This is a genomic window from Rhizobium sp. CF080 (genome assembly GCF_000282095.2).
GTDB lineage: Bacteria > Pseudomonadota > Alphaproteobacteria > Rhizobiales > Rhizobiaceae > Neorhizobium.
Genome location: NZ_AKKC02000016.1, coordinates 64,235 through 90,021, shown reverse-complemented (window position 1 = coordinate 90,021; position 25,787 = coordinate 64,235). Strand labels below are relative to the sequence as shown.

The 25,787-nt window shown below is 62.9% G+C and carries 28 protein-coding genes; 12 read left to right on the top strand and 16 right to left on the bottom strand.

What is annotated here, in order from left to right:
• Nucleotides 1-49: 49 nt before the first annotated feature.
• Complete coding sequence (locus tag PMI07_RS30740; protein ID WP_024164313.1) at nucleotides 50-1,342, bottom strand: DNA polymerase IV; 1,293 nt, start codon at nucleotides 1,340-1,342, stop codon at nucleotides 50-52.
• A 77-nt stretch (nucleotides 1,343-1,419) separates the two neighbouring features.
• On the opposite strand from PMI07_RS30740, the gene PMI07_RS30735 reads away from it, so the two are divergent.
• Entirely contained in the window at nucleotides 1,420-2,001 is a 582-nt protein-coding gene (locus PMI07_RS30735; RefSeq protein WP_007765569.1) for a GNAT family N-acetyltransferase, read from the top strand.
• A 3-nt stretch (nucleotides 2,002-2,004) separates the two neighbouring features.
• Here PMI07_RS30735 and PMI07_RS30730 read toward each other — a convergent pair whose 3' ends face one another.
• Together PMI07_RS30730 and PMI07_RS30725 are read right to left on the bottom strand one after the other, a co-directional pair.
• Nucleotides 2,005-2,655, bottom strand: a complete 651-nt coding sequence (locus PMI07_RS30730; protein WP_007765571.1) for a hypothetical protein — start codon at nucleotides 2,653-2,655, stop codon at nucleotides 2,005-2,007.
• 1 nt (nucleotide 2,656) lies between these two features.
• Nucleotides 2,657-2,965, bottom strand: a complete 309-nt coding sequence (locus PMI07_RS30725) for a DUF3572 domain-containing protein (RefSeq protein ID WP_007765574.1) — start codon at nucleotides 2,963-2,965, stop codon at nucleotides 2,657-2,659.
• A gap of 132 nt (nucleotides 2,966-3,097) precedes the next feature.
• Here PMI07_RS30725 and PMI07_RS30720 point away from each other — a divergent pair, with 132 nt between their 5' ends.
• Both PMI07_RS30720 and PMI07_RS30715 read left to right on the top strand, forming a co-directional pair.
• Nucleotides 3,098-3,469, top strand: coding sequence for a response regulator (locus tag PMI07_RS30720; protein WP_007765577.1), 372 nt, complete (start codon nucleotides 3,098-3,100; stop codon nucleotides 3,467-3,469).
• Nucleotides 3,470-3,485: 16 nt separating this feature from the next.
• A complete protein-coding gene (locus PMI07_RS30715; RefSeq protein ID WP_024164312.1) occupies nucleotides 3,486-4,856 on the top strand; it encodes a PleD family two-component system response regulator in 1,371 nt (456 codons plus the stop codon).
• A 779-nt stretch (nucleotides 4,857-5,635) separates the two neighbouring features.
• On the opposite strand, the gene rpmG is transcribed toward PMI07_RS30715, so the two are convergent.
• The 6 genes from rpmG to topA form a co-directional block, all read right to left on the bottom strand.
• Nucleotides 5,636-5,803 carry a 50S ribosomal protein L33 gene (rpmG, locus tag PMI07_RS30710; protein ID WP_003547442.1) on the bottom strand — a complete coding sequence of 56 codons (168 nt, stop codon included), beginning with the start codon at nucleotides 5,801-5,803 and terminating at the stop codon, nucleotides 5,636-5,638.
• A 91-nt stretch (nucleotides 5,804-5,894) separates the two neighbouring features.
• Nucleotides 5,895-7,079, bottom strand: a complete 1,185-nt coding sequence (locus PMI07_RS30705) for an MFS transporter (protein WP_007758595.1) — start codon at nucleotides 7,077-7,079, stop codon at nucleotides 5,895-5,897.
• Between the two features lie 11 nt (nucleotides 7,080-7,090).
• Entirely contained in the window at nucleotides 7,091-7,741 is a 651-nt protein-coding gene (locus tag PMI07_RS30700; protein ID WP_051484309.1) for an NUDIX hydrolase, read from the bottom strand.
• Between the two features lie 32 nt (nucleotides 7,742-7,773).
• Complete coding sequence (locus PMI07_RS30695) at nucleotides 7,774-8,226, bottom strand: DUF983 domain-containing protein (protein ID WP_007758593.1); 453 nt, start codon at nucleotides 8,224-8,226, stop codon at nucleotides 7,774-7,776.
• Nucleotides 8,227-8,228: 2 nt separating this feature from the next.
• Nucleotides 8,229-10,529, bottom strand: a complete 2,301-nt coding sequence (gene rnr, locus PMI07_RS30690; RefSeq protein ID WP_051484308.1) for a ribonuclease R — start codon at nucleotides 10,527-10,529, stop codon at nucleotides 8,229-8,231.
• Between the two features lie 50 nt (nucleotides 10,530-10,579).
• A complete protein-coding gene (topA, locus tag PMI07_RS30685) occupies nucleotides 10,580-13,261 on the bottom strand; it encodes a type I DNA topoisomerase (RefSeq protein WP_024164310.1) in 2,682 nt (893 codons plus the stop codon).
• Nucleotides 13,262-13,507: 246 nt separating this feature from the next.
• Between topA and PMI07_RS30680 the strand changes: the two genes are divergently transcribed.
• The gene (locus PMI07_RS30680) at nucleotides 13,508-13,714 is read left to right on the top strand and encodes a hypothetical protein (protein WP_007766712.1); all 207 of its coding nucleotides are present in this window, start codon (nucleotides 13,508-13,510) and stop codon (nucleotides 13,712-13,714) included.
• On the opposite strand, the gene dprA is transcribed toward PMI07_RS30680, so the two are convergent.
• From dprA to PMI07_RS30660, 4 genes are read right to left on the bottom strand one after another with little or no spacing between them, the layout of a single operon-like run.
• Nucleotides 13,694-14,836 carry a DNA-processing protein DprA gene (dprA, locus tag PMI07_RS30675; protein ID WP_024164309.1) on the bottom strand — a complete coding sequence of 381 codons (1,143 nt, stop codon included), beginning with the start codon at nucleotides 14,834-14,836 and terminating at the stop codon, nucleotides 13,694-13,696. The genes PMI07_RS30680 and dprA overlap by 21 nt on opposite strands.
• A 13-nt stretch (nucleotides 14,837-14,849) precedes the next feature.
• On the bottom strand, nucleotides 14,850-15,467 hold the full coding sequence (plsY, locus tag PMI07_RS30670) for a glycerol-3-phosphate 1-O-acyltransferase PlsY (protein WP_007775013.1): 618 nt from the start codon (nucleotides 15,465-15,467) through the stop codon (nucleotides 14,850-14,852).
• A gap of 13 nt (nucleotides 15,468-15,480) precedes the next feature.
• Entirely contained in the window at nucleotides 15,481-16,767 is a 1,287-nt protein-coding gene (locus PMI07_RS30665) for a dihydroorotase (RefSeq protein WP_024164308.1), read from the bottom strand.
• Complete coding sequence (locus tag PMI07_RS30660) at nucleotides 16,764-17,705, bottom strand: aspartate carbamoyltransferase catalytic subunit (RefSeq protein ID WP_007761069.1); 942 nt, start codon at nucleotides 17,703-17,705, stop codon at nucleotides 16,764-16,766. The genes PMI07_RS30665 and PMI07_RS30660 overlap by 4 nt, the downstream gene beginning before the upstream one ends.
• 202 nt (nucleotides 17,706-17,907) lie before the next feature.
• Between PMI07_RS30660 and PMI07_RS30655 the strand changes: the two genes are divergently transcribed.
• Complete coding sequence (locus PMI07_RS30655; RefSeq protein WP_007761072.1) at nucleotides 17,908-19,560, top strand: acyl-CoA dehydrogenase family protein; 1,653 nt, start codon at nucleotides 17,908-17,910, stop codon at nucleotides 19,558-19,560.
• On the opposite strand, the gene PMI07_RS30650 is transcribed toward PMI07_RS30655, so the two are convergent.
• The gene (locus tag PMI07_RS30650) at nucleotides 19,542-20,477 is read right to left on the bottom strand and encodes an AEC family transporter (protein ID WP_007761075.1); all 936 of its coding nucleotides are present in this window, start codon (nucleotides 20,475-20,477) and stop codon (nucleotides 19,542-19,544) included. The two genes, PMI07_RS30655 and PMI07_RS30650, sit on opposite strands and share 19 nt — an antisense overlap.
• A 183-nt stretch (nucleotides 20,478-20,660) precedes the next feature.
• Between PMI07_RS30650 and PMI07_RS30645 the strand changes: the two genes are divergently transcribed.
• The 3 genes from PMI07_RS30645 to PMI07_RS30635 all read left to right on the top strand — a co-directional run bounded on the left by PMI07_RS30645 (nucleotide 20,661) and on the right by PMI07_RS30635 (nucleotide 21,927).
• Nucleotides 20,661-21,305, top strand: a complete 645-nt coding sequence (locus PMI07_RS30645) for a TetR/AcrR family transcriptional regulator (protein ID WP_007761079.1) — start codon at nucleotides 20,661-20,663, stop codon at nucleotides 21,303-21,305.
• A 128-nt stretch (nucleotides 21,306-21,433) separates the two neighbouring features.
• Nucleotides 21,434-21,604: a hypothetical protein gene (locus tag PMI07_RS35485; RefSeq protein ID WP_007761081.1), complete on the top strand. Its 171-nt coding sequence runs from the start codon at nucleotides 21,434-21,436 to the stop codon at nucleotides 21,602-21,604.
• Nucleotides 21,601-21,927: a DUF6105 family protein gene (locus PMI07_RS30635; RefSeq protein ID WP_007761084.1), complete on the top strand. Its 327-nt coding sequence runs from the start codon at nucleotides 21,601-21,603 to the stop codon at nucleotides 21,925-21,927. Before PMI07_RS35485 ends, PMI07_RS30635 begins: the two co-directional genes overlap by 4 nt.
• Here the strand turns inward: PMI07_RS30635 and ruvX are convergent.
• The gene (gene ruvX, locus PMI07_RS30630; protein WP_007761087.1) at nucleotides 21,870-22,358 is read right to left on the bottom strand and encodes a Holliday junction resolvase RuvX; all 489 of its coding nucleotides are present in this window, start codon (nucleotides 22,356-22,358) and stop codon (nucleotides 21,870-21,872) included. The genes PMI07_RS30635 and ruvX overlap by 58 nt on opposite strands.
• 133 nt (nucleotides 22,359-22,491) lie before the next feature.
• Here ruvX and PMI07_RS30625 point away from each other — a divergent pair, with 133 nt between their 5' ends.
• From PMI07_RS30625 to PMI07_RS30610, 4 genes are all read left to right on the top strand, one after another.
• Nucleotides 22,492-23,193 (top strand): metal-dependent hydrolase, encoded by a 702-nt coding sequence (locus PMI07_RS30625; protein ID WP_007761089.1) that lies wholly within the window; start codon nucleotides 22,492-22,494, stop codon nucleotides 23,191-23,193.
• 109 nt (nucleotides 23,194-23,302) lie between these two features.
• Nucleotides 23,303-23,590 (top strand): Asp-tRNA(Asn)/Glu-tRNA(Gln) amidotransferase subunit GatC, encoded by a 288-nt coding sequence (gene gatC / locus PMI07_RS30620; protein ID WP_007761091.1) that lies wholly within the window; start codon nucleotides 23,303-23,305, stop codon nucleotides 23,588-23,590.
• A 58-nt stretch (nucleotides 23,591-23,648) separates the two neighbouring features.
• Complete coding sequence (gatA, locus tag PMI07_RS30615; RefSeq protein WP_024164307.1) at nucleotides 23,649-25,130, top strand: Asp-tRNA(Asn)/Glu-tRNA(Gln) amidotransferase subunit GatA; 1,482 nt, start codon at nucleotides 23,649-23,651, stop codon at nucleotides 25,128-25,130.
• A gap of 63 nt (nucleotides 25,131-25,193) precedes the next feature.
• Nucleotides 25,194-25,463 (top strand): hypothetical protein, encoded by a 270-nt coding sequence (locus PMI07_RS30610; RefSeq protein WP_007775771.1) that lies wholly within the window; start codon nucleotides 25,194-25,196, stop codon nucleotides 25,461-25,463.
• 35 nt (nucleotides 25,464-25,498) lie between these two features.
• On the opposite strand, the gene PMI07_RS30605 is transcribed toward PMI07_RS30610, so the two are convergent.
• Nucleotides 25,499-25,756, bottom strand: a complete 258-nt coding sequence (locus tag PMI07_RS30605; protein WP_007775772.1) for a YjhX family toxin — start codon at nucleotides 25,754-25,756, stop codon at nucleotides 25,499-25,501.
• Nucleotides 25,757-25,787 lie beyond the last annotated feature (31 nt).

The window sequence follows — 25,787 nt, the reverse complement described above, 5'->3', positions numbered from 1 at the left end:
ATCAGTACCGCGAGTAGTTTTAACGTTATGGTTAATAACGGATCACATTTCATTGATCCCGGCGCCGGCTTCCGAAAGTATATCCGGTCTCGACCGCAGCCTTGCCGAACTTGTCGCGCAGCTTGTCCATCGCCGCTTCCGCGGCCGCGCGGCGGCCGGCCTGGCGGTCGACGAGATCGGGCGGATCGGCACGCGCCGGGTCGCCGAGATCGGTGACGCCGATGCCGAGCAGGCGGAATTTCGTGCCGTCGGTCTCGCGTTCCATCAGCGAGAGGCCGGTCCGGAAGATGCGGTCGGCGAGCTGAGTCGGGTCCTCCAGCCGCTTGTTGCGGGTGCGGCTCTTGAAGTCGGCGGTCTTCAGCTTGAGAACGACGGTCTGCCCGGCGATGCCGTGTTTCTTCAGCCGGGTCGAGACCTTTTCCGAAAGCCGGCGCAGGATCGGCACGAGGTCGTCGTAACGAGATATGTCGTCGAAGAAGGTGGTCTCGGCCGAAACGCTCTTCGCCGCGTCGTTCACATGCACTTCGCGATCGTCGATGCCGCGCGAGAGCCGGTAGAGCCGCTGGCCCATCGTGCCGTAGCGGCGCATCAGGTCGGCCTCCTGCATGGTCTGGAGCTGGCCGATCGTGCGGATGCCGTCCGCCTCCAGCGTCGCGTTGAACGCCTTGCCGACGCCCCAGATGGTGGTGACCGGCCGCGCCGCCAGGAATTCCAGCGCCTCTTGCCGGCCGATCACGGAAAAGCCGCGCGGCTTCTGCAGGTCCGAGGCGACCTTGGCGAGGAATTTGCAATAGGAGAGGCCGACCGAAATGCTGATGCCGATCTCGTCCTGCACCCGTTTGGCAAACTGGGCAAGAATGCGTGCCGGCGGGGCATGGTGCAGCCGCTCGGTGCCGGCGAGTTCGAGGAAGGCCTCGTCGATCGACAGCGGCTGAACCAGAGGCGTCAGATCGTGCATCATGGCGCGCACCTGCCGACCGACAGTCACATATTTCTCCATGTTCGGCGGGATCACCACGGCATCCGGGCAGAGTTCCAGCGCCTTGAACATCGGCATCGCCGAACGGACGCCATTGATGCGGGCGATATAACAGGCCGTCGAGACGACGCCGCGTTTGCCGCCGCCGATGATCACCGGCTTGTCGGCAAGGTCCGCATTGTCGCGTTTTTCGATCGTCGCGTAAAAGGCGTCGCAATCGATATGCGCCAGCGTCAGGCCATAGAGCTCCTTGTGATAGACGAGGCGCGGGCTGCCGCAGGCGCGGCAACGGCGCACTTCCGCCTTCTGCTCCGCAAGGCAGTCGCGACAGAAGCCGGGTGTCTTGTCAGGCGTGGGCGTCATGGCAGAGAACAAAGATTGAACACTGCGACGTTAAGGCCTAAGCTCGTGAGTCACAAGGGAGAGCGTAGAGGTTTGGCGTGGATATCGATCTTCGTTTCGAGCCTGTGACGGCGGAGCGCTGGGAGGATTTCGAAATGCTTTTCGGTCCGCATGGCGCCTTCTGCGACTGTTGGTGCGTTGCGCTGCGCCTGCCGCATGCGGTGCGCACCAAGATGCGGCCGCAGGAGCGCAAGGACCATATCCGCGGCCGCATAGCCGCCGGTCCGCCGCCCGGCATTCTGGCCTATTCGGAGAGTGAACCGGTGGCCTGGGTGCAGGTGGGGCCGCGCCACGACGTGCCGCAGTTCAACTCGCCGCGCACCGTCTCACGCCCGCTGGAGGAGGCGGATGCAGTCGATCCCTCGGTCTGGGCGGTCAGCTGTTTCTTCCTGAAGCCGAAGCTCAGGGGCAAGGGGTTGAGCCACCGTCTGCTGTCCGGCGCAGTGGAATACGCTCGGCATATGGGAGCACGTTTCGTCGATGCCTGTCCGATCGATCATGTGAAGCAGTCGAAATCGGTGACACTGTGCATCGGCTCGACGGCGATCTTCGACGCGGCCGGCTTCGACGTTGTGGAGCGCCGCAAGGACGGACGGCCGTTGATGCGGCTGGAACTTTAGATGTCAGGCGGCTTCAGGCTGGATATGGCGACGGATCAGCTCGGCGGCATGGCCCCAGTCGGCTGCCCGGACGATGCCGTCGGCGGGTTTCGGCGCAAGCAGATGCAAGGGAGAGTCGGGCATCATGTGGAGGAGGAGGCACTCAGTGACATGATCCCGCACCGAATGAAGATTATGCGCCATGTCGTCGATGAAGACGGAAGGCAGGGGACGCCCGGCATGCAGGCGCTGCATGATCGGCCCCTTCGGCTCTTCGCTGGCGATCATCGGGAAGGTGAGGCCGATCTGGTCGAGAAGCCGGCGGCGGTGCTCCCGATAGCGCGGCGGCATCGCGGTGAGAAACACGACGTCGGCATCCTTCGACAGCGTGTCGAGCGTCTGGACGACGAGGTCGGTGGGGATCTGCCAGTTCTCCTGGGCCTCGAAGAAAGCCTCGATCAGCCGGCGCACATCCGGGTGCTCAAGCGCGATCTGGGTCTCTATGGAAACGATATTGCCGGTGAGCCGGAACGAGCGCGGCAAGAGTTCATGGCCTTCGCCGCGCAGAAACTCCTGGAAAGGGGCAACGAAATGCAGCACCACGTCGTCGACATCGCAGACGACGAGCGGCCGGTCGCCGAGGCGCACATGGGAAAGGTCGAGGATCTCGGTCATCTCAATAGTCGCCGGAATCGAGCCCGGGGCCGGAATAGTGATGCGAGGCTGCTGCCACGGCTTCAGGCTTTGTATCCGTCGCCTCGCAGAAGGCCAGCAGAGTCGGCTCATGCCCCATCAGGAAATCGATCATGCCGGCGAGAAAGCCCGGATCGTTTACCGCATTGCGCAACTGGTTGGGCTGGACGCCGGAAAGAGCGAGGAAACGGCCGAGCATATCGGGTTCGCTGGCGAGCCATCCGAGAATGGCGGCCGCGGTCTCCTCCGCCTGGGTTCTGTTGTTTCGAGTATTACCGGGGTCGCGCCGCATTGTCTGCCGAGTTACCTCTTTTTCAACTAAATGGCTTTACCGTGCCTGATAGGCGCTCTGTGGAATCGGCCGTTCCGGGAGCTTATATACTGAAGGCACTCATGCAAGCCGGGATTTAAGGAACGGATCGCCATGCCCAAACGGGTCATGATCGTCGAGGACAACGAGCTGAACATGAAGCTCTTCCGCGACCTGATCGAAGCATCGGGATACGATACCATCCAGACCCGCAACGGTATGGAGGCGCTTGATCTTGCGCGCAAACATCGCCCCGACCTGATTTTGATGGACATCCAGCTTCCCGAGGTTTCGGGTCTGGAAGTCACCAAATGGCTGAAGGAAGATGATGAACTGCACGTCATTCCGGTGATCGCGGTGACCGCCTTTGCCATGAAGGGCGACGAGGAGCGCATTCGCCAGGGTGGTTGCGAGGCCTATGTCTCGAAACCCATCTCGGTGCCGAAGTTCATCGAGACGATAAAGACTTATCTCGGCGACGCATGAAAACGGGACGGACGTCATGACGGCGCGCATATTGGTAGTCGACGATATTCCGGCGAACGTGAAGCTGCTCGAAGCCAGGCTTCTGGCCGAATATTTCGACGTCCTGACCGCCGACGACGGTTACAAGGCGCTGGCGATCTGCGACAGCACCCATGTGGACCTGATCCTGCTCGACATCATGATGCCGGGCATTGACGGTTTCGAGGTCTGCGAGCGGCTGAAGGCCAATCCGCGCACCGCCCACATCCCGGTCGTCATGGTCACCGCGCTCGACCAGCCGTCCGACCGCGTCCGCGGGCTGAAGGCAGGCGCCGACGATTTCCTGACCAAGCCGGTCAACGACCTGCAGCTGATCTCGCGCGTGAAAAGCCTCGTGCGGCTGAAGACGCTCAGCGACGAGCTGCGAATCCGCGCCGACACCGCCAGCAATATCGGGCTGGAAGACATGCTGAAGGGCGCCGACGGTCGTGACGAGATGGCCCAGGTCCTGCTCGTGGATGGCCGCGCAAGCTCGCAGGAGCGCATCATCAAGGCGCTGAAGCCGGTCGCCGGTGTCATTGCCATGTCCGATCCGCAGGCGGCCCTTTTCGAAGCGGCGGAGAGCCCGGTCGATCTGGTGATCGTCAATGCCAATTTCGACGAATACGATCCGCTGAGACTCTGCTCGCAGCTTCGCTCGCTGGAGCGCACCCGCTTCCTGCCGCTGCTTCTGGTGACCGAAATGGGCGCCGACGACGTGATCGTCCGGGCACTCGACCTCGGCGTCAACGATTATATCGTCCGGCCGATCGACCCCAACGAACTCGTGGCCCGCGTGCTCACCCAGATCAAGCGCAAGCGCTACAACGATCGCCTGCGCATGAGCGTCCGCCAGACGATCGAGCTCGCCGTCACCGACGGGCTGACCGGCCTCAACAACCGGCGTTATCTCGACAATCACCTCAAGGTGCTGTTCAACCGCGCCGCCGCACGTTCGCGGCCGCTGTCCGTCTGCATCACCGATATCGACCGCTTCAAGTTGGTCAACGACACCTACGGCCATGATGCCGGCGACGAGGTGCTGAGGGAGTTCGCGACCCGCGTCCGCTCGACGGTCAGGGGAGCCGATCTCGCCTGCCGTTACGGCGGCGAGGAATTCGTGGTCGTCATGCCCGATACCGACGCGATGTCGGCGGCAGCGATCGCCGAGAGGCTTCGCAGCATCATTGAAAGCCAGCCGTTCCATTTGAAGACGGCGGGCATCATGCTCAATATCACCGCATCGCTCGGGATCGCCTGCAACGCCTACGGGGCAGAAACGCCGGAGCAGCTCATGAAGCAGGCCGACCGCGCTCTCTATGAAGCGAAGAATGGCGGCCGCAATCGCGTGGTTGCCGCCGCCGCCTAGAGAATCAGCAAATTCTAAATTGCATGCCTCATGCACCTGCAATGCAAGGATGCTGTGGAAAAGCCCCTGGAGTCCGGGGTTGTTTCGATGCGAAACCCAATTTTTTGCAGGTGCGAATTAATCGAAGAGTTTCATGAACAGTAGTCGGTTAATCCTGCTGCTGCAGCGCATTCAAGAAATTCCGAATGTATCGGAGGCATGCTTCAGGCTTGTCAATGGAGAATAGCTTCGCGAATTCGCTTCCATATTTTTGCATGGCTAATCGGATAAACAGTGTTCGCTAAGAATGTTGTTGAGTTGGGAACATATTTCCAAGAGTTGGATTGATTGTAATCCTATGGAGCGCCGGAAATGATCTTGGAATTAGATCAAGAAAATTAAGCAGAATGTGAATAGCGGGCGCGAATTTTAACCAACAACAATGACTGAACCGGTATCAGATTAAGAATCTGTTGATTTTCTTTTCGTTTTGAGCAATTTTGACCGCAACACAGACAGTGTACCCGAAAGGGTCACCGATACCCCATGATGCTCAGGTCCGCCGCATCTCCTGGGTCGTGGGGTCGGTCGACTGGCAGGCATACCAAAGCGGTTCCTCGTGCCGTGATTGCAGGCTGGTCGACCCCCATTTGAAAGCGCCGCTTCCAGACCTCTGGAGCGGCGCTTTTCCATTTCTACGCAGCCTGTCATGTTCTGGATCACCCCGGCAGGGTGAGGCCCAAAAGAAAAAGGCGCCTAGCCCATCGGCCGGCGCCTTCCGATAAACCCCGGATCAAGTCTTACTTGATCTTGGTTTCCTTGAACTCGACATGCTTCTTGGCGACCGGGTCGTACTTGGTCTTGGTCATCTTGTCGGTCATCGTGCGGCTGTTCTTCGTGGTGACGTAGAAGAAACCGGTGTCAGCCGTCGACAGCAGCTTGATCTTGATGGTCGTAGCTTTCGCCATGGTGTTCTGCCTCTAAGAAAAAATGAAGCCGCGGACGCGGGTTGGGTCCACGGCAAAATCTGGCGCGAAATTACAAATCGCGCCCGAAAAGTCAACTCCGTTTTGGTTGGAAAAGCATCCGGCAGAGGGAAACCAGCACATAGAAGCCGAAGAATCCCGCCAACGCCCAGGCAAAACCGTCATTGCCGGCAATATCGATGGCCGCGCCGATACCCTGCGGACCGGCAACGGTGCCGACCGCATAGCAGAAGATGAAGGCCGCATTGGCGGCCGCAAGGTCGGCGCCGCTGAGTCTCGATCCCAGATGCGCGAGGCCGACCGTATAGAGGCCGGAGACGCAACCGCCCCAGAAGAACAGGATCACGGCCATCATGATCCAGTTCCCGATCAGGAAGGGCAGGGCGAGCGATCCCGCGACGCCGAGGACGGCCATGGCGGTCAAGAGTGGCCGCCGGTCCTTCAGCTTGTCGGAATAGAGGCCGAGCGGGATCTGGAAAGCCATGTTGCCTATTCCCATCACCGTCAGCAGCACGGCGGTCTGGGGTTCGGTCAAAGCGGAACGCAGCGCATAGATCGGGAACAGTGACAGCCCGCCCGCCGACACCGCGCCGAAGGCGAATACCGCGGCCGTCGCCGTCGGAACGAGGAAGATGTAGTGAAAGAAGTGCCGGTCCGGCTTGGTGTCCAGCACGGGGCTTTCATTACGGGCGATGAAGATCGGGATGATCGCCAGCATGATGATCGCCGCGCCGACCAGGAAGGGCAGGATGCCGTCGCTGCCGAGCGCGGAGAAGAGCAGGGGGCCGATTGCGAAGCCGATGGCGAGCACCGTGGCATAGATGCCGAGAACGAGCCCACGGCGCCGTGGAGGGGCCGCCTCGTTGATCCAGAATTCCGACAGGATGAACAGCGTCGTCGTCGCGCCATGGAAGGTGAAGCGCAGCGGGAACCACATCCAGAACGCATCCGCGTAATAGAAGCCGATGGCGCTGATGGCCGCGACGAGCACCGCGAACATCATGGTGCGCGCCACGCCGCAGTCATGGGCGATCTTGGTGGTGATCGGTGCTGCGACCATGGAGGCGATGCCGGCCATGGCGGCATTGAGGCCGATCAGGGTGGAGGAGATTCCGCGTTTTTCAAGAATGATGCTGAGGAGCGGCAGGCCGAGGCCGATGGCGATGCCCACGGCACTGATGGCGGATATGGCGGCGATCAGCGACGGCCAGTGAATCGTCTCGACATGGCCGTTGGCGTCTGTCGTCGGCTGAGGCATTCAATTGTTCCTTACAGTCGGCTGCGGACGAATCGTCCATGACGCATGAAGTAGAAGGAAACCGGGCTTCCAAGCGGTAAAGACGGATCGGATGCCATCAGGTTTTTCACGTCCTCCATGACCGTCTGGGTGATGCGCGGGAGTTTCAGACCCGAAAGCTCGGCAATGTCAAGCCAGCGCACGTCCTGAAGTTCGTTTGAGTCGCCGAGCCGCGCCATGTCGAAGAGGGTTTCGTCGGCAAACGCGAGAAAGAAGCGCGTGTCGTAGCGCCGGACATTGCCGGGCGGCGTGATGGCGCGGGCGATATAGCGCAGGCGGGAGAGATCGGCAGGGCCGTCGCCGGCAAGCCCGGTCTCCTCCTGGAGTTCCCTGAGGGCCGCGAGCGCCAGGGCCCGGGCGCGGGCCGGGTTCATGCGGACCGTGGTGCCGGCGGCCAGCTTTTCGAGAACCAGCGGGTCGAGATCGGCACTGAAGGGAAGGGCGTGGTCGCGGGCATCGCGCCTGCCGCCGGGGAAGACATAGACATCCGGCATGAAGACATGGCCGCTGCCGCGCCGGCCCATGAGAACCCGAGGACTGCCGCCCGAGCGGTCGATCAGGATCAGTGATGCCGCGTCCTTGGGCGTCACGCCAGCCACGCGCGCATGCTTCGGCGCGTCCATCGCGAACGGAGCCTGTTCCTCGGTGGAGGATGTCATGCGATCGGTCCGCCCCGGCCGGGATCGACCACCTCGTCTTCGCTGCCACCGAAGCCGTGCATCTTCAACGCCCACTGGAAGCCGATGACGCCGCCCTTGATCGGCTGGATGGTCAGGAGAGCTGCGAGTATCGCCAGCGGCACCCAGATGGCGAGATGCACCCAGGGGGAAACCCGCAGGACCATGTCGGTCAGCATGTAGCCGGTCATCAGCACGTGGCCGACGACGACGATGACGAGATAGGCCGGCAGGTCGTCGGCGCGGTGGTGATGGATTTCCTCGCCGCAGACGGTGCAGCTATCGACCGGCTTCAGGAAGGCCCGGAACAGGCGGCCGGTGCCGCAGGCAGGACAGGTTGAGAGCAAGCCCCGCTTGATGGAGCGGCCGAGCGGCCTTTCGGCCTCAGGCACTCCGCCATATCGGACGGTCTGTTCGCCCTGTTTCTGCATTGCTATCTCCTTCGGCCGCTCCGCGGAGGCCGCGTGCCGGGTTGCGTCCGGCCACGCCGCCCCGATTTATGGAAGGAGCGTGTCGCGGTCGGCAGTTTCTTGCCCTCGCTCAGCATTTCGAACTGAAGCGCGCCGGCAAGCGGGATGGCCTGTTTCAGCCGCACATCGACCGTATCGCCGATCTGGTAGCCCAGACCGGTCTTCTCTCCGGACAGGGCCTGATGCGCCTCGTCGTAGATGAAGTAGTCGTTGCCGAGCGTGGATATAGGTATGAATCCGTCCGCGCCATAGGTCGGAAGCGAGACAAATAGTCCCGCCTTGGTGACGCCGGAGACGCGGCCGACGAATTCCTCGCCGATCCGCTCGCTCAGGTGGTGGGCGATCAGCCGGTTGATCGTGTCGCGCTCGGCGGCCATGGCGCGGCGCTCGAAGGTCGAGATTTCGGCAGCGATATCGTCGAGCTGCGCCTCTTCCTCCGGCTTGATGCCGCCTTCGCCCAAGCCCAGCGAGCCGACCAGCGCACGGTGCACGATGAGGTCGGCGTAACGGCGGATCGGCGAGGTGAAATGCGCGTATTTCATCAGGTTGAGGCCGAAATGGCCGATATTCTCGGGGCTGTAGATCGCCTGGCTCTGGGAGCGCAACACCATCTCGTTGACCATCACCTGGTGCGCGGTGCCCTCGGCCTTGGCGAGAATGCCGTTGAACGAGTTGGCCCGCATCTGGCCGCCCTTGGCCATCGGAATGCCCAAAGTCGCGAGGAACTCGCGCAGCGTTTCCTGCTTGGCAAGCGAGGGCGTGTCATGGATGCGATAGATCAGCGCCTGCCGCTTCTTTTCCAGAGTCTCGGCGGCGGCGACGTTCGCCTGGATCATCATCTCTTCGATGAGCTTGTGCGCGTCGAGCCGCTCCGGCACGAAGACCCGGTCGACGGTGCCGTCGGGCTTCAGCAGGATCTTGCGCTCCGGCATGTCGAGTTCGAGCGGCTGGCGGCGGTCGCGACCGCGCTTCATCACGCCGTAGGCATGCCACAGCGGCTTCAGGATCGGCTCGAGCAGCGGTCCGCTCTTGTCGTCCGGCTTGCCGTCGATCGCCGCCTGGGCCTGGTTGTAGGAGAGCTTGGCGGCGCTCTTCATCATGATCCGGTGGAAGGTGTGGCCGGCCTTGCGGCCTTCCTTGGAGAAGACCATGCGCACGGCAAGTGCGGGCCGGTCTTCGCCTTCACGCAGCGAGCAGAGGTCGTTGGAGATGCGCTCCGGCAGCATCGGCACGACGCGATCCGGGAAATAGACTGAATTGCCGCGCTTCAGCGCCTCGCGGTCGAGTGCCGAGCCGGTGCGGATATACCAGGAGACATCGGCGATCGCCACGGTGACGATGACGCCGTCCGGATTGTCGGGCGAGGGGTCGAGCTCGGCATAGACCGCGTCGTCATGGTCCTTGGCGTCGGCGGGGTCGATGGTGATCAGCGGCAGCGAACGCCAGTCCTCGCGCTGCGCCATGGTGGCGGGCTTCGCGGCTTCCGCCTCGTCCATCACCTGTTTCGGGAAGATATGCGGGATGCCGTGCGAATAGACGGCGATCATCGAGATCGCCTTTTCCGAGCCGATCGTGCCGACGATCGACAGAACCCGGGCGCGGGGGAGGCCGAAGCGGCCCGAACGGACGACTTCCGTCTCGACCAGGTCGCCATCCTTGGCCTCGCCGATATCGGCGGGCTCGATCACCATTTCCTCGCCGCGCCGGTCGATCGGCAGCAGGCGCAGCTCGCCATCGTCAAGCTTGTGGACGATGCCGAGCGAAGCGCCGCGGCGCTTGTCGATGATCTTGATGACACGGGCGGTGTAAGCGGGGCCGGCCCGATCCTTGTTGGGGAAGATCTTTGCCAGCACCCGGTCGTTGAGCCCGGCGGCGGGCGCCTTGCCCTTGCCGCGATTGTCCGAGGATTGGCGGATAAGCACCGCAGGGGCGGCACCCAGTTCCTCCGGCCATTCGGCCGGCCGGCCGATCAGCTCGCCGTCCTTGTCGCGGCTGGTGATGTCAAGAACGGTGACCGGCGGCAGCGCGTCGGGACGGGTGAGCGACTTGCGGCTCTTCTTGAGAAGGCCTTCCTCCTCCAGTGTCCGCAGCAGGTCCTTCAGTTCGACGCGGGTGTCGCCCTTCAGCCCGAAAGCCTTGGCGATCTCCCGCTTCGATCCCTTGTCCGGGTTGTCGGCGATGAATTCGAGCAGGACATCGCGCGGCGGCACCGCACCGTGGATGATCACCGGCTTTTCCGTTGTGGAAGCGGCGTGGCCTCGGATGACTTTCTCGGGGCGTTTTCCCTGGTGTCTCGATCTGTCGCGCGGTTCTCTCACGTGCCCGTCTTCTTCGCCTTCGGTGCAGCTGCAGCCTTTTTCGCCGGAGCTTTAGCCTTCGCGGCCGTCTTGGCTTTCGGCGCCGCCTTCTTGGTATCGGTGGTTGCCTTGGCGGCGGCCTTCTTCGGCTTTGCCTTGGCCGACGGTGCCTTGCCGCCCTTTTCGATGATGAAGGCCATCGCCTGTTCGATCGTCACCGATTGCGGGTCCAGCCCCTTCGGCAGCGTCGCGTTGATCTTGCCCCAGTTGACATAGGGGCCGTATTTGCCGTCGCGCACGGTGATCGTGCCGCCGTCCGGATGGTCGCCGAGTTCCTTCAGAGCCGCGGGCGCGCCGCGGGTGCGGCCACCGCCGGCCGCCACCTTGCTCTGCTTTTCGGCAAGCACGGTCACGGCGCGGTTGAGGCCGATCGAGAACACGTCCTCGATGCTTTCCAGGTTGGCATAGCTGCCGTCATGCAGCAGGAACGGTCCGTAGCGGCCAAGGCCCGCCGAGATCATCTTGGCTGATTCCGGATGTTTGCCGACGTCGCGCGGCAGGTTGATCAGGGCGAGCGCCTTTTCGTGGTCGATATCCTCGGGCTTCCAGCCCTTCGGCAGCGACGAACGCTTGGCTTCCTTGCCGTCGCCGCGCTGGATATAAGGCCCGAACCGGCCCGAGCGCAGCGTCAGTTCCTCGCCGGTATGCGGATCGGCACCGAGCGCCTTCGGTTCGCTGAGGGCGTTCGCCTCCGCGTCCGCGCCGCCTTCGGAGGAAAGCTGGCGGGTGAAATTGCAGTCCGGATAGTTCGAGCAGCCGACGAAGGCGCCGTATTTGCCGAGCTTCAGCGACAGGTTTCCGGTGCCGCAGACCTGGCAGATGCGCGGATCGCTGCCGTCCTCCCGCTTCGGGAAGACCAGCGGCGCAAGCGTCTCGTTGAGCGCGTCGAGCACGTTGGTGACGCGCAGTTCCTTGGTGTCCTCGATCTGGGCAAAGAAGTCCTGCCAGAATTCGCGCAGAACCTGCTTCCAGTCGAGTTCGCCGGCCGAGATCTTGTCGAGCTTTTCTTCGAGATCCGCGGTGAAGTCGTATTCCACGTATTTCGTGAAGAAGCTTTCCAGGAAGGCCGTCACCAGCCGGCCCTTGGAATGCGGGATCAGCTTGCGTTTGTCCATCGTCACGTATTCGCGGTCGCTTAGCGTCTTCAGCGTCGCGGCATAGGTGGACGGACGGCCGATGCCGAGCTCTTCCATCTTCTTGATCAGCGAGGCTTCCGAATAACGCGGCGGCGGCTCGGTGAAGTGCTGGCTGGCGTTCACCTTGTTCTTGTCGAGCTTTTCGCGGGCGTTGATCTCGGGCAGGCGGCCATCTTCATCGTCGTCCTCGCTCTTTTCGGCATCCTCGCGGCTGTCGACATAGGCGCCGAGGAAGCCGTCGAACCGGATGACCGAGCCCACGGCGCGAAGGCCTGCCTTCTCGCCCTTGTTGTCGGCGAGGATGTCGACGGTGGTGCGCTCGATTTCGGCAGACGCCATCTGGCTGGCGATGCCGCGCTTCCAGATCAGTTCATAAAGACGGGCCTGGTCGGCATCGAGATAACGGCGCACCTGGTCCGGCGTGCGGTTGAAATCGGTCGGGCGGATCGCTTCGTGGGCTTCCTGGGCGTTTTTCGCCTTGGTGGAATAGAAGCGCGGCTTTTCCGGCAGGTAACGCTGTCCGAACTGGCCGACGATGGCGCTGCGGGCGGCATCGATCGCTTCCGGCGCCATCTGCACGCCGTCGGTACGCATATAGGTGATGAGACCGACCGTCTCGCCGCCGATATCGACGCCTTCATAAAGCTTCTGCGCCACCTGCATGGTGCGCGAGGCGTTGAAGCCGATATTGGAAGAGGCGGCCTGCTGCAGCGTCGAGGTGGTGAAGGGCGGGCCTGGATTGCGCTTGACGGGCTTTGCCTCGACCGTATCGACCAGATAGGTCGCGCCGTCGAGCAGCGTCTTCAGGCGGTTGGCGTCCTCGCCGTTCTTGATCGAGCGGCCCTGCAGCCGCTTGCCGTCGGCAGACACGAGGCGCGCCTCGAACTCGTCGCCGCGCGGGGTGCGCAGGAGCGCCGACAGGTTCCAGTATTCTTCCGAGACGAAACGCTCGATTTCCGATTCGCGGTCGCAGACAAGCCGCAGCGCAACCGACTGCACGCGGCCGGCCGAACGGGCGCCCGGCAGCTTGCGCCACAGCACTGGCGAAAGGTTGAAGCCGACCAGATAATCGAGTGCGCGGCGGGCGAGATAGGCGTCGACAAGCGGCACGTCGATATCGCGGGGGCTCGCCATCGCGTCGAGCACGGCCTTCTTGGTGATGGCGTTGAAGACGACGCGCTTGACCGGCTTGTCGCCGATCACCTTCTTCTTCCTGAGAAGATCGAGCACGTGCCAGGAAATGGCTTCACCTTCGCGATCCGGGTCGGTTGCGAGGAACACGGCATCCGAGCCTTTGACGGCGTCGGAAATGTCCTTCATCCGCTTCTGGGACGCGGGGTCGACCTCCCACAGCATTTCAAAGTCCTGATCGGGAAGCACGGACCCGTCCTTGGCCGGAAGATCGCGCACATGGCCGAAAGAGGCGAGAACCTTGTAGCCGGAGCCGAGATACTTGTTGATTGTCTTGGCTTTGGCAGGAGATTCTACGACGACAACATTCATTTTGCTTCTCTGCAATAGAGGCTTGGCCCGGCACCGTTGCGGTCCAGGCGGAAATCTGACCTCCCGACATGGAGGGCGTTTGGCTCGGGGTCAAGAGGCGAGCCATAAATTATGGGGTACAACGAGATGCAACCTTGGGAAGATATGCAATTGGTTGCAATTTTAAATAAATGCGATATGGTCCCCCGCATACCTCAAGGTGAATTTATTTGGACCGGTGGCCGGCTTTTTTTGACAGGACAGAATATGGTTTCTCGAAGTGAGACGAACGGCCGGCGTGAAGATGATACCAAGGAAAATGTCGCCTATATAAGGCAGATGCTCGGAGAGCTCCGGCAGGTCGCCTTGTCGGAGGGCGCGGACATGCTCTGCTATCTTATAGAGATGGCCTATGTGGAAGCGGGTGACGTCCAGGCGGGCCGGCGTCCGCGCTCAGTCTTCCATCGCGAGTGACACCATGCCGCCGGCATGCCGATGCAGCCGGCCGGCGAGATCGAGTTCCAGGAGCACGAGGTAGACGGACGACGTCGCCAGACCGGTATGGCGGATGATGTCGTCGACATCGACCGGCGTCGGCCCCAGCGCCGAGACGATGACCGCCCGGTCGTCGTCGTTGGGCGGCAGCATCTCGCCGGTCTCCTTCGGCTCTTCCACCATCGGTTCGTTGAAGAGATCGAGCTGCGACAGCGGCGCCAGAGCCTCGATGACGTCAGCCGAGCCGGTCGTGACGATCGCTCCCTGTTTCAGGAGACCATTGGTACCGTGGCAGCGCGGATCGAGCGGCGAGCCGGGGACGGCAAAGACGAGCCTGCCGAAATCGGTCGCAAGCCTCGCGGTGATCAGCGAGCCGGAGCGCTCGGCCGCCTCCACCACCACCACGCCGAGTGAAATGCCCGATATCAGCCGGTTGCGGCGGGGAAAGTCCCGCGCTCGCGGCTCCCAGCCGAACGGCATCTCGCTGACGGCAAGCCCGGCACCCTCGGTGATCTCGTCGAGAAGGGGGATATTTTCCGGCGGATAGGGCTGGTCGAGCCCACCGGCGAGCACCGCGATCGTGCCGGTCTCCAGGCTGGCACGGTGGGCGGCGGTATCGATGCCGCGGGCAAGGCCTGACGTCACCGTGTAACCGGCGCGGCCGCAATCCCTGGCGATCATCGCCGCGAACTTGGCGCCCGAAATGGAAGCGTTGCGCGATCCGACGACGCCGACCGAGGGGCATGTCGCCGCCGAAAGATTGCCTTTCACGGCAAGGAGCGGCGGCGCGCCTTCGATCTGGCGCAGCGCCGGCGGATAGTCGGGTTCGCCGATGCCGATAAACTGAGCGCCGTGGCGATGGGCGGTTTCCAGTTCCCGCTCGGCCTCCTCAACGCTGGCGATTCGGATCGCCCGTATGGCGCCGCCCCGGGCGGAGAGTTCCGGCAGCATGGAGAGCGCGTTTTCCGCCGAGCCACAGTGATTGATGAGGTCTCTGAATGTGGCGGGGCCGACATTGTCGGAGCGGATCAGCCTCAGCCAGGCGATCCTTTGCCTCTCCGTCAGCGCAATTCCCGTTCGCCTTGCGCTGCCGTCCGGCATTCTTTCCCCCGGTCTATCCCTTTTGGCCGATCCTGCTTTCGGTGCCGGCGATCAACCGCTTGATATTCTCCTCGTGTTTCCACCAGGAAATCACGGTCATGATGGCCATGACCAGCGCAATCTTCGGCTCGTTTAAAAACCACAGCACAACCGGAATGACAAGAGTTGCAACCAGAGCGGAGAGCGAGGAATATTTGCTGATCTTGGCGACGCCGAGCCAGATGGCGGCAAATACCAGCACCATCCAGGGGGCGACGCCGAGCAGCGTGCCGATATAGGTGGCGACACCCTTGCCGCCCTTGAAGCCCAGCCAGACTGGGAAGAGATGGCCCATGAACGCTGCGAAACCGGCTAGCAGCCCCGCTTCCTTCCCGAAGAAATACCAGGCGACCAGCGCCGCGACGGTTGCCTTCAACGCGTCGAGCAGCAGGGTGGCCGCCGCGAGCTTCTTGTTGCCGGTGCGCAGCACGTTGGTGGCGCCGATATTGCCCGATCCGATCGAGCGGATATCGCCGAGGCCGGCCGCACGGGTGAGGATCAGGCCGAAAGGAATGGAGCCGAGCAGATAACCGAATGCCAGTGCGGCCAGCGCGATCGGCAGGCTGATCTGCCAGTTGAAGAGTTCACTCACGCCCTTGCTCCCCTTAAAGCGTGTAGACGCACTTGCCGGCCACGTAGGTGGCGACGGCGCGCCCCGAGAATCGCGCGTCTTCGAACGGCGTGTTCTTCGACTTCGACAAGATCATATCCTTCGAAACGATCCAAGGCTCGTCGAGGTCGATCAGCGTGATATCGGCCTTGGCGCCGGGCTTCAGCGTGCCGGCATCGAGGCCGAAGATCTGCGCCGGCCGGGTCGACATCGCATCGATCAGCCGCATCAGCGGCACGCGGCCGTCGTGATGCAGGCGAAGGGCAGCGGCGAGCAGGGTTTCCAGACCGATCGCGCCGTCCTCGGCATCGGCAAACGGCAGGCGCTTGGTATCGACGTCCTGCGGATCATGCGAGGAGACGATGATATCGATCGTGCCGTCGGCGATCGCATCAGCCATCGCGACGCGATCGTCTTCGGAGCGCAGTGGCGGCGACAGCTTGAAGAAGGTGCGGTATTCGCCGATGTCGTTCTCGTTGAGCGCTAGGTGGTTGATCGACACGCCGCAGGTGGCGTTGGCACCGCGGGCGCGGGCGACGCGCATGGCTTCGGCCGATTCCGCCACGGAAATCTTCGCCGCATGGTATTTCGCCCGCGTCAGGCCGGCGATCCGGAGATCCCTTTCGAGCGGAATGATTTCGGCTTCCTTCGGCACGCCGGAGAGGCCGAGCCAGCTGGCGAACAGGCCCTCGTTCATCACGCCGTTGCCGAGATATTTTTCGCGCAGTTCCAGCGAGACGACCGCGTCGAATTCGCGGGCATAGGTCATCACCCGGCGCAAGAGCAGCGTGTCGGAAAGCCCGTGCCGGCCGTTCGTGAAGGCGACGGCGCCGGACTGCTGCATGAGCCCGATCTCCGTCATCTCCTTGCCGGCGAGACCCTTGGTGAGGGCCGCGGCCGGATGGACGTTGACCACCGCCTTGTCGCGCGCCGTCTTCTGCACGAATTCGACCAGCGCGATGTCGTCCAGCACCGGATCGGTGTCGGGCATCATGATGAAGGAGGTGATGCCGCCGGCCGCCGCCGCGCGGCTTGCCGATTCGATCGTCTCGGTGTGCTCGGCACCCGGTTCGCCCACATAGACGCGGGCGTCGACGAGGCCCGGTGTCGCGACGAGGCCCTTGCAGTCGCGGATGGTCGCACCGTCCGGGGCGCCCTGGTTCTGGGCTTGCTTGCCGGCGGCGAGGATGTGGCCGTCGGCGCCGATGATGATCGTGCCGGTCTCGTCGAGTTGACGCGACGGGTCGATGATGCGCAGGTTTTTCAGCACGGTCGGGGTCATGCGCGTTCTCCCTGGTTCTGGGAGATGAGCAGGGCCTCCATCACGGCCATGCGGACCGCGACCCCCATTTCCACCTGTTGCTCGATGACGCTCTGCGGGCCGTCGGCCACCTCGGAGGCGATCTCGACGCCGCGGTTCATCGGGCCGGGATGCATGACGAGCGCATCCGGCTTGGCGACTTTAAGCTTTTCGGCGTCGAGCCCGTAGAAGCGGAAATATTCGCGCACCGAAGGCACGAAGGCGCCGGCCATGCGCTCGCGCTGCAGGCGCAGCATCATCACCACGTCGGCATCCTTCAGACCCTCTTCCATCGAATGGAAGACCTCGACGCCCATGTCCCTGATGCCGGAGGGCAGCAGCGTCGAAGGCGCCACGACCCGGACCCGTGCGCCCATGGCGTTGAGAAGAAGTATGTTCGACCGCGCCACGCGCGAATGCAGCACGTCGCCGCAGATGGCGACGATGATCCGCGACAGCTTGCCCTTGGAGCGGCGGATGGTCAGCGCGTCGAGCAGCGCCTGGGTCGGGTGCTCGTGCTGGCCGTCGCCGGCATTGATCACCGAGCAGGCGACCTTCTGGGCGAGAAGTGCAGCGGCGCCGGCCGATGAGTGGCGCAGCACCAAGACGTCCGGCCGCATGGCGTTGAGCGTCATCGCCGTATCGATCAGCGTTTCGCCCTTCTTCACCGAGGAATTGCCGACCGACATATTCATCACGTCGGCGCCGAGGCGTTTGCCGGCGAGCTCGAAGGACGACTGGGTGCGGGTGGAAGCTTCGAAGAACAGGTTGATCTGGGTAAGACCCCGCAGCGTCGAGGTTTTTTTCTCCCGCTGCCTGGAAATCTTCACGGCCTCGTCGGCCTTGTCGAGAAGAAAGGTGATATCCTGTTCGGTAAGGCCCTTGATGCCAATCAGATGGCGGTGAGGGAAGAAGACCATGGACACGTCTCCGCTTGCGTTCGGCGGTCTATAATGACTGCCGTCAAGCGCCGCAAGCGGGCGACGGACTTATCTCACTGCTTGTTTGTGAGGATGGCGACAAGATGGTTTCTTGACGCGGGTGCGGCCTTTTGTTGAGAACGCCAGAAATCCTGAACGGGCGCCGTTCCCAGGCCCGGTAACTTCCGCTAGAACCCGTTTCATGAACCAGATGTCGCGCGCCGAAGAAAAATTTGCCGAACTGAACCAGCCGAAACCCTGGTCCGGCATCAATGCCTACCGATCCGATCCGCTGGTCGTCGACCTGACGAGCACGCTGAACCGCACCATCCGCGAGGAATACGACCAGCTCGGTCGTTACGTCACCTCGCCGGAGGCGCAGGAACTGGCGCGCATGGCGAACGAGAACCCGCCGAAGCTGAAGACCCATGGTCCGCGCGGCGAGCGGCTGGATGTCGTCGAGTTCCATCCCGCCTGGCACGCGCTGATGCGCCGTTCGATGCAGACCGGCCTGCATTCCTCCGTCTGGGAAAACGTGCCCGAAGCCAAGGGCCACGAGCACAAGGCGCGGGCGACGCGATTCTATCTCTCGGCGCAGCTCGAATGCGGACATCTGTGCCCGCTGACCATGACCAGCGCCTCGATCGCCGCGCTGATGGCCTCGCCGCGCGTCCAGAAGGAATGGGCGCCAAAGATACTGTCGCGCAAATACGATTCGACGAATCGCCCGGCCTTGCAGAAGAGCGCGGTCACGCTCGGCATGGGCATGACCGAAAAGCAGGGCGGCACCGACGTGCGCGCCAACCGCTCGACCGCCGAGCGGGTCGGCGAGGGCATCTACCGGCTCTCCGGCCACAAGTGGTTCATGTCGGCGCCGATGAGCGACGGTTTCGTGATGCTGGCGAAGACCGGCGACGGCATCGGCTGTTTCCTGGTGCCGCGGCTGCTTGAGGACGGATCGGCGAATGGCCTGCAGTTCCAGCGCCTGAAGGACAAGGTAGGCAACCGCTCGAACGCGTCTTCCGAAGTCGAGTTCACCGATGCCTTCGGTTATCTGCTGGGCGAGCCGGGCGGCGGCATCCGCACCATTCTCGACATGGTGACCCTGACGCGGCTCGATTGCGCCCTGGCATCCGCCGGCATCATGCGCGCCTCGCTTGCCGAGGCGGTCCACCATACCCGCGGTCGCAGCGTGTTCGGCAAGAAGCTGGTCGATCAGCCGCTGATGACGCGCGTGCTCGCCGACATGGCGCTCGACGTGGCTGCCGCGACGGCGCTCGCGTTCCGGCTTGCGGATTCCTTCGATCGCGCCGCCAGCAACGCGGCCGATGCCGCTTTCGCCCGCGTCATGACCCCGGTCATCAAATACTGGAACTGCAAGATCGCGCCCGCGCTGATCTACGAGGCGATGGAGTGCATCGGCGGCAACGGTTATATCGAGGAGCGACCGATCGCCCGGCATTACCGCGAGGCTCCGGTCAATGCGATCTGGGAAGGCTCGGGCAATGTCATGGCGCTCGACGTGCTCCGGGTCCTCTCACGCGGCAAGGACCTGTTCGATACGGTGCTCGCCGGTTTCGAACGGGATCTCGGGCCTGCGGGCAAGAAGACGGTGGAAGTGCTGCGCGCCGCCATGGCGCTCTGTGAAACCGACGAGGGCGCTGCCCGGCTTCTGGTCGAGCAGCTGGCACTTGCGGCAGCGGCGTCCGAACTGGTGCGGCTCGGTGCCGGCAAGATCGCCGATGCCTTCCTGGAAACCCGGCTGGCCGGCGGCTGGCGCTCGACCTATGGCATGCTCGATGCCCGGTTCGACGCCCGCTATATCGTCGACCTGCTTTATCCCGCCGCGACGTAAGCCACGGTCGTCATCACGACCGGGATGGTTAGGAACGAGGCGACGACCTGCAGGGTCGCCGCCGCCGCATACATGTCCGCATCGCCGTTCAGCTGTTTCGCCAGCAGATAGCCATTCATCGCGGTCGGCACCGCGGCGCTCAGCGCCAGGAGCACGAGGCCGTTGCCCTGGATGCCGCACAGCGCTCCGACACCGACGGCGACGATCGGGAAGGCAATCAGCTTCAGAACGACCGCGAGGAGCGTGATCGGCCGCGGTCTCAGCGCGTCCATGATCCTGAGGCCGGCGCCGACAGTGATCAGGCCGAGGCTGAGGGAGGCCTGCGACAAGAGGTCGATCGTCACCATCACCGGTTCGTAGACCGGGATGCCGGCAAGGTTGACGACGATGCCAAGCGCTGTCGAAAGGATCAGCGGATTGGTGCAGATCCGATAGAGGATGGCCTTGTAGTTCCGGTCGTGGCCGGAGAACCACAGCAGCACCGTCACGTTGATGAAGTTGAGCGGGATGATGATCGCCGCCATCACCAAGCCGACCATGGTCAGTCCCTGCTGACCGTATGTCTTGGCGGCGATCGCCAGCGCCATGAACGCATTCCAGCGCGTCGCCGTCTGGAACAGCGACGTATAGGCCGGCGCGCCGACCCGCAAGTTTCGCAAGAGCGGCCAGGCCAGCAGCAGCCCGCCCGACATCACCAACACGGATATGATCGCGGCGAAACTGACCGTCAGGTTCTCGGTATTGGAGAAATCAGCCTTGGCCATGGTCGAAAACAGCAGGGCCGGAAACAGCACCCAGTAGCTGCACTGCTCGAGCCCGTCCCAGAAATCGGGATTGATGATCGGCGCGCGTTTCAATCCGACGCCGAGGAGAACCAGCAGGAAAATCGGCAGGACACTTTGGAAGACGATGAGCATGGGGGAGGGCACGCGGGTGGGAGAATACGATCTCGTTAGTCCTCCCTTGCCGATAGTGCAATGCTGACCCCGCGAATTCAAGCCCTGCCCGCGCAATCCTGTGCATGGCGACCGAGACCGCTTGCGGCGGTGGATGGCTCGGACTATCGCGGTTGGTCAAGACGAAACCGAAACAGGCGAAAAATGCTCCAGATCCCTGAAGTCACAGCGCAAGAAGGTGCGGTCGTGAAAGTGCGCAACCGCGCCGGCACCGAGCGGGCGATTTTCCTGGCAGCTCGCGAGCTGCTCGCCGAACAGGGCTTTCAGGGTTTCGGCATCAACGCGGTGGCGCGCCGCGCCGGCTGCGACAAACAGCTTATCTACCGCTATTACGGCGGCCTCGACGGACTGATCGAAGCGATCGGCGCCGATCTCGGTACCTGGGTCAAGGATCGCATCCCGGAAGATACGGGCGGCATGTTCCTGCTGACTTATGGCGATCTGATGGAAAAGCTCTCCATCTATTTCATGGAAGCGCTGCGAGACGATCCGCTGGTCTGCAAGATCGTCGCCTGGGAGGTCTCGCAGGATACGCCGCAGGTCCGCCGGCTGTCGGAGGCGCGTACCAAGGCGCTCGGCAAATGGCTCGAAAGGATGCGCGGCTCGTTGACACCGCCAAAGGGTGTCGATGCCGCGACCACCAATGCGCTACTGTTTGGGGCGATCCAGCACCTGGTGATATCAGCCGCCGTCAGCGGCCAGTTCGCCGGCATGGCGTTGAAGACCGAGAAGGACTGGGACAAGGTCGGCAACGCCCTGCGTCGTCTGGTTCGTGCGATCTACGGCTGATCCCGCGTTATCCACAGCCGCCCCTTCGGAATTAACCATGCTGCCCGGTTTCCGTTGCAGGAAATCCCCCACGGCCTAAATTGGCATTAACGCATTGTTAACCAAGACGCCGGCCGGACACGCTCAGGATGGGAACCACAATCAGGGACACGGCATTGCTGCTCGTCATGACGACGATCTTCGCGGTGCTGGCGCTCGATATTGCTGTTCCCGCGATGACCCTGAGCCTTATGGCTCTGTCGAGATGGCTCGTGTCTCTGGATGTGTATCCAGTCGAGCCGAGGGGGAAGACCGCATGAAGTGGTTCCTGATTCTGTGGGCCGGCCCGGTCCTGCTGCTGTGCAGCTGGTACGGGCTTTCCTACTACGATATGAGCTTCGGCTTCTTCATGCTGACCCGCCAGACCCATGATCTGGTCTTCCAGATCTACGGCAATATTCTCGGCATTCCGCCGGAAACCATCCCGCCGCTGGTGGCGCGCGCTATCGCTTTCGACAGCCTAGTCGTGTTCGCGATCATTGCCTTCCGCAAGCGCAAGGAAATCGCCGCTTGGTGGCAAAGGCGTCAGCTTGCGAAATCGGTCTCCCTGCCGAGCGACGAGAGCCTGTCGAGAGCTCCCTGAAGAATGAAGCTCGCCGCAGCGGAATCGATCCGCTCGGCCCGCTTGGCCCGTGACACGTCCATTTCCAGAAGCGCCCGTTCGGCGGCAACCGTCGATAGCCGTTCGTCCCAGTAGACGAAGGGCAGGGCGGTTTTTTCCGACATCGAGCGCACGAAGGCGCGGGTCGCCTGCACCCGCGGCCCGGCCGAGCCGTCCATGTTGGTCGGCAGGCCGATGACGAAGCCCGCCACCTTCTCCTTCTCGGCAAAGGCGAGCAGCACTTCTGCATCCTTGGTGAATTTCACCCGCTTGATGACCGGGCGGGGAGAGGCGAAACGCCGGCCGAGATCCGACATGGCGAGCCCGATGGTCTTGGTCCCGAGGTCGAGGCCGGCAATCGCCTGACCGGGTTGAAGGGCCTCAGCCAGTTCCTCGATCGTCATCACTGTCATGCGCTCTTCATCCCGGGGATCCAATAGGGGGTGGCCAGAGAGGGTTTTGTCCCACGCTCTGTCCCACTTCCCTTTAGCCTTATATCGGCTATGTGTCGTTACCATCTCACATCATATTGGAGGAGAGTTTTCCATGAAGATCACCTGGCTCGGCCATGCCGCCTTCCGCATCGAGACCGCCAAGGCAAAAATCCTGATCGACCCCTTCCTGACCTATAATCCCGCCTTTGCCGGCCAGGACATCAAGGCCGCTGCCGAGGGTCTGACGCATATCCTGCTGACCCACGGCCACGGCGACCATGTCGGCGACACGATCCAGATCGCCAAGGAAACCGGTGCCGTCGTTCTCGCCAACTACGATCTCGGCGTCTGGCTGGCCAAGAAGGGCGTCGAGAAGCTCGAAATGGGCAATACCGGCGGCACGATCGGTTTCGAGGGTTTCACCGCCACCTTCACCAATGCGCTGCATTCCTCGGCGCAGCTCACCGAAGACGGCGTTTCGCACTGCCTGGGCAATGCCAACGGCCTGATGCTGCATTTCGAAGACGAACTCTCCGTCCTCCACATGGGCGATACCGACATCTTCTCCGACATGGCCCTGATCAACGAACTGCACCAGCCGGATATCGGCATCGTGCCGATCGGCGACCGCTTCACCATGGGCGGTGCCGTGGCCGCTCTCGCCTGCCAGCGCTTCTTCGACTTCAAACATGCGCTACCCTGCCATTACGGCCTGCCGGGCGTCGACCAGACGCCGGAAAAGTTCGTCAAGGGCATGGAAGGCTCGCGCACCCGCGTCGAGACACCGGTGCCGGGCGGCAGCCTGACCTTCTAAGTCGCATCCTTTCCGGCAGCGCGCCTTCGCAAATTGAGGCGTGCTCCCTGTTGCGAAGGGCGGGCATGGCCATTATAGCGAAGGGGAAATTTCCCATCGGAGTTATGCCATGTCCGTCGATCTCGCCACCGTCAAGCGCGTCGCGCGCCTTGCCCGCATTGCGGTCACCGAGGAAGATGCCAATCGCATGGTCGGCGAGCTGAACGGCATCATCAATTTCGTCGAGCAGCTTTCCGGAGTCGATGTCACGGGCGTCGAGCCGATGACTTCGGTCACCCCGATGGAAATGCGCAAGCGCGCCGACGCCGTAACCGATGGCGACAAGGCCGACGATATCGTCGCCAATGCGCCGACCACCGACCACAATTTCTTCCTGGTGCCGAAGGTCGTCGAGTGAGCGCTCAAATAGCGCCCCGCCGAACCTCTCCCTAGCATTCGAACCGTTTGAAGAGACCATGACCGAACTCACCAGCCTCACCATTGCCGAAGCCCGCGAAAAGCTCAAAGCCAAGGAATTCACCTCGGTCGAGCTGACGAAGGCCTATCTTTCCGCGATCGACGCCGCCAACTCGGTGTTCAACGCCTATGTGGCTGTGACCCCGGAAAAGGCGCTCGACATGGCGAAGGCTTCCGACGAGCGCCGCGCCGCGGGCACTGTCGGTGCGCTCGAAGGCATCCCGCTCGGCATCAAGGATCTGTTTGCCACCCGCGATGTCCACACCCAGGCCTGCAGCCACATCCTCGACGGTTTCCTGCCGAAATACGAATCGACCGTCACCCAGAACCTCTGGGATGACGGCGCGGTGATGCTCGGCAAGCTCAACATGGACGAGTTCGCGATGGGCTCCTCCAACGAGACCTCCCATTACGGCGCGGTGGTCAACCCGTGGCGGGCCAACGGCTCCAACCAGCAGCTCGTGCCGGGCGGCTCGTCCGGCGGTTCGGCCGCGGCCGTCTCTGCATTTCTCTGCGCCGGTGCCACCGCCACCGATACCGGCGGCTCGATCCGCCAGCCGGCCGCCTTCACCGGCACCGTCGGCATCAAGCCGACCTATGGCCGCTGCTCGCGCTGGGGCACGGTCGCGTTCGCCTCCTCGCTCGACCAGGCCGGCCCGATCGCCCGCGACGTGCGCGATGCGGCGATCATGCTGAAGTCGATGGCGTCAGTCGACGCCAAGGATACCACCTCGGTCGACCTGCCGGTGCCGGATTATGAAGCCTCGCTCGGCCAGTCGCTCAAGGGCATGAAGATCGGCATTCCGAAGGAATACCGCGTCGAGGGCATGCCGGAAGAGATCGAAAAGCTTTGGGCTCAAGGTATTGCCTGGCTGAAGGATGCCGGTGCCGAGATCGTCGACATCACCCTGCCGCACACCAAATACGCGCTGCCGGCCTATTACATCGTCGCTCCTGCCGAAGCCTCGTCGAACCTCGCCCGCTACGACGGCGTGCGTTACGGCCTGCGCGTCGACGGCAAGGACATCGTCGACATGTACGAGAAGACCCGCGCCGCCGGCTTCGGCACCGAGGTCAAGCGCCGCATCATGATCGGCACATATGTTCTCTCGGCCGGTTACTACGACGCCTATTACCTGCAGGCGCAAAAAGTTCGCACGCTGATCAAGCGTGACTTCGAGATCGTCTTCGACGCCGGCGTCGATGCGATCCTGACGCCCGCCACGCCGTCTTCCGCCTTCGGCATCGCCGACGAGGACCTCGCGTCCGATCCGGTCAAGATGTATCTCAACGACATCTTCACGGTAACGGTCAACATGGCCGGCCTGCCGGGCATCGCCGTCCCCGCCGGCCTCGACGCCAAGGGCCTGCCGCTCGGCCTGCAGCTGATCGGCAAGCCGTTCGAGGAAGAAACGCTGTTCCGCACCGCCTATGTCATCGAACAGGCAGCCGGCCGGTTCACGCCGTCGAAGTGGTGGTAAGCGGGCCGATCATCCGGAAAATGACGGCCGCCGATCACCAGGCGGTCGCCGGGGAGATGGTTCATGGCTGAGACGGATCTCGCACATTTGATCGAGGCGTTTGACCGCCTCGCAACCTCCGGCTTCACCATGGGCACGGACTGGGAAGCGGTTCATAACATCTGCCAGGCCCATGAGGGCGAACAGCCGTTCGACTGGGGCCACGCGCTCTGCCACCGCATCGAAGGCGACGACTGGAACGCCGACTACTGGTACCGCCGGGCTGGGAAGAGGCGCGCAGCCTCGATCGCCGAGGACTGGTCGGTGATGAGGGCGGAGATTTCGGCCGGATAGCCGCGCGCCGTGAGACGCGCGGCAGTATTCTGGCTTTACCGGTTATCCTGCTCGGCCCTCACCAGCACCAGTCCCCTTTCGGTGATGCGGTAGGGTTTGCCGCCCTGGGATTTGATCGCCTTCTTCTGCTTGAGCTTGCGGAAGGTCACGAGGTCCAGCCCCGAGAAGGCCCAGCCTTCGCGGGTGACGAGCTGCAGTTTTTCGATCTTTCTGTTGTCGTCGCGGGTAATCTCGATCCTGCCGCCTTGGGCGAGCAGGTGGAGGATGCGCTGTTCGGCGCGGGAAATATCCATTGTCTTGATGTCCGGAGAAGCGCTCGGAAAC

Coding starts and splice junctions, on each gene's coding strand:
- PMI07_RS30605 (WP_007775772.1), bottom strand. CDS start 25,756: ATGGATATTTCCCGCGCCGAACAGCGCATCCTCCACCTGCTCGCCCAA.
- PMI07_RS30740 (WP_024164313.1), bottom strand. CDS start 1,342: ATGACGCCCACGCCTGACAAGACACCCGGCTTCTGTCGCGACTGCCTT.
- PMI07_RS30625 (WP_007761089.1), top strand. CDS start 22,492: ATGAAGATCACCTGGCTCGGCCATGCCGCCTTCCGCATCGAGACCGCC.
- PMI07_RS30650 (WP_007761075.1), bottom strand. CDS start 20,477: ATGCTCATCGTCTTCCAAAGTGTCCTGCCGATTTTCCTGCTGGTTCTC.
- PMI07_RS30715 (WP_024164312.1), top strand. CDS start 3,486: ATGACGGCGCGCATATTGGTAGTCGACGATATTCCGGCGAACGTGAAG.
- PMI07_RS35485 (WP_007761081.1), top strand. CDS start 21,434: ATGGGAACCACAATCAGGGACACGGCATTGCTGCTCGTCATGACGACG.
- gatA (WP_024164307.1), top strand. CDS start 23,649: ATGACCGAACTCACCAGCCTCACCATTGCCGAAGCCCGCGAAAAGCTC.
- PMI07_RS30655 (WP_007761072.1), top strand. CDS start 17,908: ATGAACCAGATGTCGCGCGCCGAAGAAAAATTTGCCGAACTGAACCAG.
- PMI07_RS30610 (WP_007775771.1), top strand. CDS start 25,194: ATGGCTGAGACGGATCTCGCACATTTGATCGAGGCGTTTGACCGCCTC.
- PMI07_RS30660 (WP_007761069.1), bottom strand. CDS start 17,705: ATGGTCTTCTTCCCTCACCGCCATCTGATTGGCATCAAGGGCCTTACC.
- PMI07_RS30720 (WP_007765577.1), top strand. CDS start 3,098: ATGCCCAAACGGGTCATGATCGTCGAGGACAACGAGCTGAACATGAAG.
- PMI07_RS30645 (WP_007761079.1), top strand. CDS start 20,661: ATGCTCCAGATCCCTGAAGTCACAGCGCAAGAAGGTGCGGTCGTGAAA.
- PMI07_RS30730 (WP_007765571.1), bottom strand. CDS start 2,655: ATGACCGAGATCCTCGACCTTTCCCATGTGCGCCTCGGCGACCGGCCG.
- dprA (WP_024164309.1), bottom strand. CDS start 14,836: ATGCCGGACGGCAGCGCAAGGCGAACGGGAATTGCGCTGACGGAGAGG.
- PMI07_RS30635 (WP_007761084.1), top strand. CDS start 21,601: ATGAAGTGGTTCCTGATTCTGTGGGCCGGCCCGGTCCTGCTGCTGTGC.
- PMI07_RS30725 (WP_007765574.1), bottom strand. CDS start 2,965: ATGCGGCGCGACCCCGGTAATACTCGAAACAACAGAACCCAGGCGGAG.
- PMI07_RS30665 (WP_024164308.1), bottom strand. CDS start 16,767: ATGACCCCGACCGTGCTGAAAAACCTGCGCATCATCGACCCGTCGCGT.
- PMI07_RS30705 (WP_007758595.1), bottom strand. CDS start 7,079: ATGCCTCAGCCGACGACAGACGCCAACGGCCATGTCGAGACGATTCAC.
- rpmG (WP_003547442.1), bottom strand. CDS start 5,803: ATGGCGAAAGCTACGACCATCAAGATCAAGCTGCTGTCGACGGCTGAC.
- PMI07_RS30700 (WP_051484309.1), bottom strand. CDS start 7,741: ATGGACGCGCCGAAGCATGCGCGCGTGGCTGGCGTGACGCCCAAGGAC.
- PMI07_RS30695 (WP_007758593.1), bottom strand. CDS start 8,226: ATGCAGAAACAGGGCGAACAGACCGTCCGATATGGCGGAGTGCCTGAG.
- gatC (WP_007761091.1), top strand. CDS start 23,303: ATGTCCGTCGATCTCGCCACCGTCAAGCGCGTCGCGCGCCTTGCCCGC.
- ruvX (WP_007761087.1), bottom strand. CDS start 22,358: ATGACAGTGATGACGATCGAGGAACTGGCTGAGGCCCTTCAACCCGGT.
- PMI07_RS30680 (WP_007766712.1), top strand. CDS start 13,508: ATGGTTTCTCGAAGTGAGACGAACGGCCGGCGTGAAGATGATACCAAG.
- topA (WP_024164310.1), bottom strand. CDS start 13,261: ATGAATGTTGTCGTCGTAGAATCTCCTGCCAAAGCCAAGACAATCAAC.